This window comes from Bacillus sp. CCB-MMP212, assembly GCF_022748145.1.
Taxonomy (GTDB): domain Bacteria; phylum Bacillota; class Bacilli; order Bacillales; family Bacillaceae_G; genus Bacillus_A; species Bacillus_A cereus.
Genome location: NZ_JALDQE010000021.1, coordinates 44,019 through 50,018, shown reverse-complemented (window position 1 = coordinate 50,018; position 6,000 = coordinate 44,019). Strand labels below are relative to the sequence as shown.

The window sequence follows — 6,000 nt, the reverse complement described above, 5'->3', positions numbered from 1 at the left end:
CTGTCTTAGGACGAATTCGTTAGCTACCAAAAGTAACGACTAACCGAGAAGCCCCCACTTCAAACAGTCCGTTAGGACGTTAAGTGGCGGGTAGTTCACGTTTGATTATAAGGCATGTGATATTTTGTGGCTCAAAAAATCCATACCTTATCAATTAAACCGATTGGTAACACATATTCCTTTTTTGTGATTTCCTTATATATAATGATTTTAAGAATTTATACAATTAAAATACTTGCTAATTTGTAATAACTCCTCTTTTATATTCTGAGAAAGGGGGCTTTTGTCAGAAACTGATAAGTCTTCTAATAGCTAACTGATTTTTTATTATTATTTTCTTATTTCCAACAGAGGCCATGAGTCCTAAACTTTCAAACTTATTCAATTTACGACTAATAGTCTCTCTTGTTACCCCCGCATAATTTGCCAATTCCTCTCGTGTCAATGGCAAGTTAATAAGTATTCCATCCTCAGTACTTTTGCCATATTTATCACAAAACTCCAATAGTATGTGAGCAATTCTAACTTCAGGATTGTTTGTAGCTAAATTTTGCACTAAATTCTCTATCTTAGCTAAACGTTTTGTGACAACTTTTAACAACTTTAATGCAATACTTGGATTTCGTTCCATTATATAATCCATATTTTCTTTTTTTAGCATACAGATATGAGTATCTTCTATAGCATATGCACTAAAATTACTTTTTTCATCATAATTAAATATATTTAATTCACAAAAGGATTCACCACTTGTTAGTATATGCAATATTTGCTCTTTCCCTTGAAGAGTTAATGTACATAGCTTTACTTGTCCACTATTAATAATAAATAATGTATCTGATTTATCTCCCTCAAGAATTAATGGCTGGCCCTTTTTAAACTTCCTATGTTTTGTCATTGAAGCTATATTACTAATTTCCTCTTCGGAAAGGGTCTTAAAAATTAGTACTTTTCTTGGACAAAGCTCTCTTGATTTTTTATGATTATCGACCATATTTTCTCACCTTACTTTAACTATAGAATTAAAAATATACTGATATTCAAGGTTATTATAGACATTTTTATCAAATATTGCAGTAACCCAAATCACAACTATATGTTTATGAAGACAGTGATATACACTATCCTCATAAACATATTTTGATATGGCATAGAAAAATATGGCCCTGAGGAGAAAGGGTGGCGCCAGGGCCATATAGAGTGTACCGAGAATGGCTGAATCGGTATAAGTATCTGCTACAAAATTATTATAGAATTTTTTAAAGAATATTTCTGTGACCAGAATCACATTCAAAAATATAAAAAACAATGAGAATACTGTGCAGTATTCTCATTGTTTTTTCCTTCTTATTCATCTAGTGGTGCAAAATGATTTTTATCTTCTCCGCACACAGGACAAACCCAGTCCTCTGGTAAATCTTCGAAACTTGTTCCTGGTTCTATATCCTCATCTGGATCCCCTACCTCTGGGTTATAAATATATCCACATGGTAAACAAATGTATTTTTTCATGATTTCCTCTCCTTTTTGTACAGCTTTATATTTTTTCTTTTAACTTGCTCATTATTTCACTTATGTTTGTATTTAATAAATCTATTCCTTCTAACGATACATGCTTTTCAATCGCAGATTTGTAAGGAATAGATGCAGCAACTCCTTCTAATGAAATCACACCGACTATTTTATTATCCTTAATAAATAACCTTGTATACTTCTCCTTACCATCTTCTTCAACAATTGTTGTATCACATTGCTCTTCATTAACAACTCCAATTGAAAATAAAGATACATTGAATGCGTTAAAAATAGTAGTTGGAATTTCTTTTTTATAAATAGCAGTTTTAGAGACCATATTACTACCTGCTACTCTTCCTTGTTCCAAGGCAGTCCCCCATAAGCCTTCAATTTCATTATTTACTTCTGCAACATCTCCCACAGCGTATACGGAGTCTATATTTGTTCTCATCTTCTCATCTACAACAATACCTCTATTTAATTTAATAGCAGTATCATGTACAAGTTTAGTGTTCGGAGTAACGCCAATTGAGTAAACAATACTATCACAATTAATTTGAGAATTGTCTTTCATCTTTATGCCAGTTACAGATTCTTTCCCGAGAATAGAATCAATAGAAGTATTTAAATACACCTTTACTCCTTCCTTTTCAATTTTTCGTTTCAAGAGAAGCGAAGATTTTGTATCTAATTGTCTTCTCATTAATAAAGGAGCTACTTCTACAATGGATACCTTTTTACCAGCTTTCAGAATAGACCATGCTGTTTCTAACCCTTGTACACCCCCACCAATGGTCACAACACTTTCTTTGTCTTCTAAATGACCTTTAAGCTCATCTGCTTCTTTCATGTCCCTAATAGTAAAAATATTTTTTTTATTAATTCCATTCATCTCTAATCTTCTATTATTCGCTCCTGTACAAATTAATAGTTTATGATAAGAAAATACCGCTTCATTGGATGTAACAATAAATTGCTCATCTGTATTAATTTTTACCACCTTTGTATTTATAAAAACTGATATGTGATTATCTTGATACCACTTTTTCTTTTTAATTAACACTTTTTCACTGTGTAAATCTGAATACAGATCCTTTGATAATTTAATTCTTTTATAAGGTAGTAATGGCTCTTCACCAAAAATAAATATATTTGATCCTTTATCATACTCTCTAATAGTTTTAGCGGCATTTACAGCAGCTACACCACTCCCAATAATAACAAAATTCTTTTCCATGTTTTCACCTCCATTTTTCTATTAAATAGAACTCAATAATAAATCTGTAACAAATGTTGTTGCATGTTGGATTTTCTTTACTTTTCCCTCATCTCTTGGAGAGAATCTAATCCGAATAGGAAATTCAACATGAGTCATACCTGTAGATTTGATAACTTTTGATGTGCTTTGTACATTCATATTTGTTTCATTGAGGTAATCTTGTATCACCTCAATTGCCTCTCCACTCCAACCATATGAACCGAATGAAGCTGCAATTTTCCCTTCTAGGTTCATTTCTGTCATTTCTTTTAAAATGTCTTCTAAATTACCAATCATATCTGCATATCTAGTTGAAGATCCTATGAAAACTGCATCTGCTTCTTGGATACTCTTTAAAACCTCTAATTTTTTTGATTTATCAGCGTTAAATACTGTTACATGAATATTATCTGCTTCTAAAGTTTCTTTAATAATATTTGCTACTTTTTTTGTATTATTTTTAATTGTTGTATATACAATTGTTACTTTTTTATCTTGATTCGTATCTTTACTCATATCCGCATATAATTTAATATACTTCTGTATATCCTGACGTAAAATGTAGCCATGTGATGGTGCAATCATTTGTACATCCAAATCTTTTAGAGCTTCTATTAATGTTCTTACATATCTTCTATGTGGATGGATAATGGCATTATAATAGCCAATAAAATCTTCCGTAATATCTACATTCGCTTTATCACTGAAAATCTCGTCATTTGCTATATGAGTACTAAAAATATCACAAGGAAATAAAATTTTATCCTCTACACAGTAGGTAATCATTGTTTCTTCAGTATGAAGATATGGCGTTTCTTTAAATTTCAATGTTTTTCCACCAATATCTAATGTATCACCGTCTTTTACTATTAAAAACTTTCGATTATGCAGCTTATACATCTCTTGTATTTCTGGTACTGCAATTTCTGTACATACAATCGTTGCATTAGTAGCTCTTGATGCTAATGCTGCCAATCCCCCTGAATGGTCGGGCTCTGTATGATTCACTACGATATACTGAATTTCTTGTGGATCAATTAATTTACTTAATGATTCTACAAATTCTCTTCCAAACTCTATATCAACTGTATCAATCACTGTTGGTTTTTCCGTTTTTAGCAAGTACGCGTTATAAGTTGTTCCTTTTGCTAAGATTAAACGATGAAATGGAACTTCTCTATTATCAACTTTTCCTACCCAATATATATCTTTAGTTAACTTAATTTCTTTGCCCATATAACTCAATTCCTCCTCAATTAGATTCGATTTACCACTGAATTATATAAACTTTTTTATAATTAAAAGAGGACTAGAATCACATTTTAAAAAATTAATAAAAAAACACCTGAGTAACAGCTTTCTACTCAGGTGTTTTTAAAATTTATTTTGTTGCTACAATTACTAATGCCGGACCATCAAGTGAATATATTTTTTTATCAAAATTAGCGTAAGTTTCTACTGACTCAAATCCACAATCTATTAATATGGGAAGTAATTGTTTTTTTGTAATTGGATATAACTCTATACTATTTGAGAATTCTTCACCACTTGTATTTAATGTTACAGTAAATAGCACCTTGTTTCTCTCTATTGCATAATCTCGTTTGAATGAGAAATGTTCTTTCTTAATTACTGGAAATATGAAATTTTTTTGATTTAATACTTTTTCATAGTTTACAATTTGAACTATGAACTTTCCATTTTTCTTAAGTTTTTTAAAAGAACGTTGAATGAAATCAGTAATTTCCTGTACATTGTCCAAATGAACCAACGTATTTCCAATACAATAAATACCATCAAATATCCCAGGCAAATCGTCTATTTGCTGCATTCTAAGTGTATTTACAAAAAGTCTTTCCTTATGGGTTATAGCCTTCTCAGAAATTTTATCAGCCATTTTCTTCTCTGGTTCCATCGCAGTTACAATCATTCCTTTTTCAACTAATGCATTAGCCACATTCCCTGTTGCCGCACCTACATCAATTACGGAGTCCCCCTCTTGTAAATATGAAGCAATAAAATTCAATTGTTTTTCATTTTCTGGAAAAATTTCATCATAATACGGCATTAATTTTTGGTAAAAAGTCATTATTTATACATTCCTTTCTACATCCAAGATTGGAGAAAACATTAATATAACAATTAATCCAAACGAATTAATATACGAATATAACATAAACAATATAAATCATTATTAGTCTTTACGAGACAAAATATTTAAATACTATTATTGTTGTAATAAAAACGTAAATAGCATTTATACTCTCTAAAATCCCCACTTTTAAGATTGAAATATTTCTTCCATACAGTACTATAGACCGTATCAAACTTGGGATAAAAATAATGGTAATCGTTGGTGATAAAATAAGCGTAACAATCACAAGTAATAAATGGTACCACCATGACAGAATGCGATACGTTGGATTCTTTTTTTCACGTATCATTGTTTTTACATAAAACGTACTTCCTATAAAATATAAAAATGTTATAGTCGCTATTATCAATATATTTTTATCGACTGTTTTCATTGTGAAGTAATAACTTATAATGCCCCCTATACAAAACAAAAGAATTGCACATACATCATTTAATAAGGCTCGTTCATTTTTTTTGCTAGAAAAATAAATGTTTATACAAAAAAACGGGAGCATAATAATAGAAAAGTAAACTATACGCCATTCATAACTAAGAGCAATAGCTGTACATATACAAGCCTCACCAAAGTAAAGAAAAAAATAATATAAATAATACTTCTTTCGCGGCTGTTTTACATACATCAATAAAGGATATGTAGCTAAATACACAAAAAACCACGCTAAAAAAAGAGGTATATGATACCATGTCCATTTACCAGTTAAAATACCTAAAACAAATGGAATAAGCAGCATTCCCCAGGCTCCATGCTGCTTTGGAATAATTAACTTCATTCTTCCACACCTCACATTTAATTTTTTATCAAAATGTTACGTAAGAATGATAATAAGTAGCATATATATCATTAAATTTATAGATAAAAAACTTTACCAGTGAGAGAATCCCCCCACTGGTAATCATACTCCACCAATTTAGGGAATACCCATCCCAAATAGTAAAATATAATGAATTTCTCATACTCACTCTTCCCTTATAAGATAAACTATGTTTTTAAAAAATACTGTGAGTGAAATCACTGCATTCTATTTTTATACCTTTTATTTTATAAAATAAAACATTCTTCATTGTGTTTT

6 protein-coding genes are annotated in these 6,000 nt (G+C 30.3%); all 6 read right to left on the bottom strand.

The features are described 5' to 3' along the window. Positions 1–286 precede the first annotated feature (286 nt). Positions 287–994: a Crp/Fnr family transcriptional regulator gene (locus tag MRP26_RS29730; protein ID WP_016083471.1), complete on the bottom strand. Its 708-nt coding sequence runs from the start codon at positions 992–994 to the stop codon at positions 287–289. Between the two features lie 353 nt (positions 995–1,347). Then, on the bottom strand, positions 1,348–1,512 hold the full coding sequence (gene rd / locus MRP26_RS29725; protein WP_000759867.1) for a rubredoxin: 165 nt from the start codon (positions 1,510–1,512) through the stop codon (positions 1,348–1,350). A 25-nt stretch (positions 1,513–1,537) separates the two neighbouring features. Next, positions 1,538–2,752, bottom strand: coding sequence for an NAD(P)/FAD-dependent oxidoreductase (locus MRP26_RS29720; RefSeq protein ID WP_242807429.1), 1,215 nt, complete (start codon positions 2,750–2,752; stop codon positions 1,538–1,540). 21 nt (positions 2,753–2,773) lie between these two features. Next, positions 2,774–4,009, bottom strand: a complete 1,236-nt coding sequence (locus tag MRP26_RS29715; RefSeq protein ID WP_242807427.1) for an FprA family A-type flavoprotein — start codon at positions 4,007–4,009, stop codon at positions 2,774–2,776. Between the two features lie 145 nt (positions 4,010–4,154). After that, entirely contained in the window at positions 4,155–4,862 is a 708-nt protein-coding gene (locus MRP26_RS29710; RefSeq protein ID WP_242807426.1) for a class I SAM-dependent methyltransferase, read from the bottom strand. Between the two features lie 112 nt (positions 4,863–4,974). Continuing rightward, positions 4,975–5,700 (bottom strand): YwiC-like family protein, encoded by a 726-nt coding sequence (locus MRP26_RS29705; RefSeq protein ID WP_000766863.1) that lies wholly within the window; start codon positions 5,698–5,700, stop codon positions 4,975–4,977. Positions 5,701–6,000 lie beyond the last annotated feature (300 nt).

Coding starts and splice junctions, on each gene's coding strand:
- MRP26_RS29710 (WP_242807426.1), bottom strand. CDS start 4,862: ATGACTTTTTACCAAAAATTAATGCCGTATTATGATGAAATTTTTCCA.
- MRP26_RS29730 (WP_016083471.1), bottom strand. CDS start 994: ATGGTCGATAATCATAAAAAATCAAGAGAGCTTTGTCCAAGAAAAGTA.
- MRP26_RS29715 (WP_242807427.1), bottom strand. CDS start 4,009: ATGGGCAAAGAAATTAAGTTAACTAAAGATATATATTGGGTAGGAAAA.
- rd (WP_000759867.1), bottom strand. CDS start 1,512: ATGAAAAAATACATTTGTTTACCATGTGGATATATTTATAACCCAGAG.
- MRP26_RS29705 (WP_000766863.1), bottom strand. CDS start 5,700: ATGAAGTTAATTATTCCAAAGCAGCATGGAGCCTGGGGAATGCTGCTT.
- MRP26_RS29720 (WP_242807429.1), bottom strand. CDS start 2,752: ATGGAAAAGAATTTTGTTATTATTGGGAGTGGTGTAGCTGCTGTAAAT.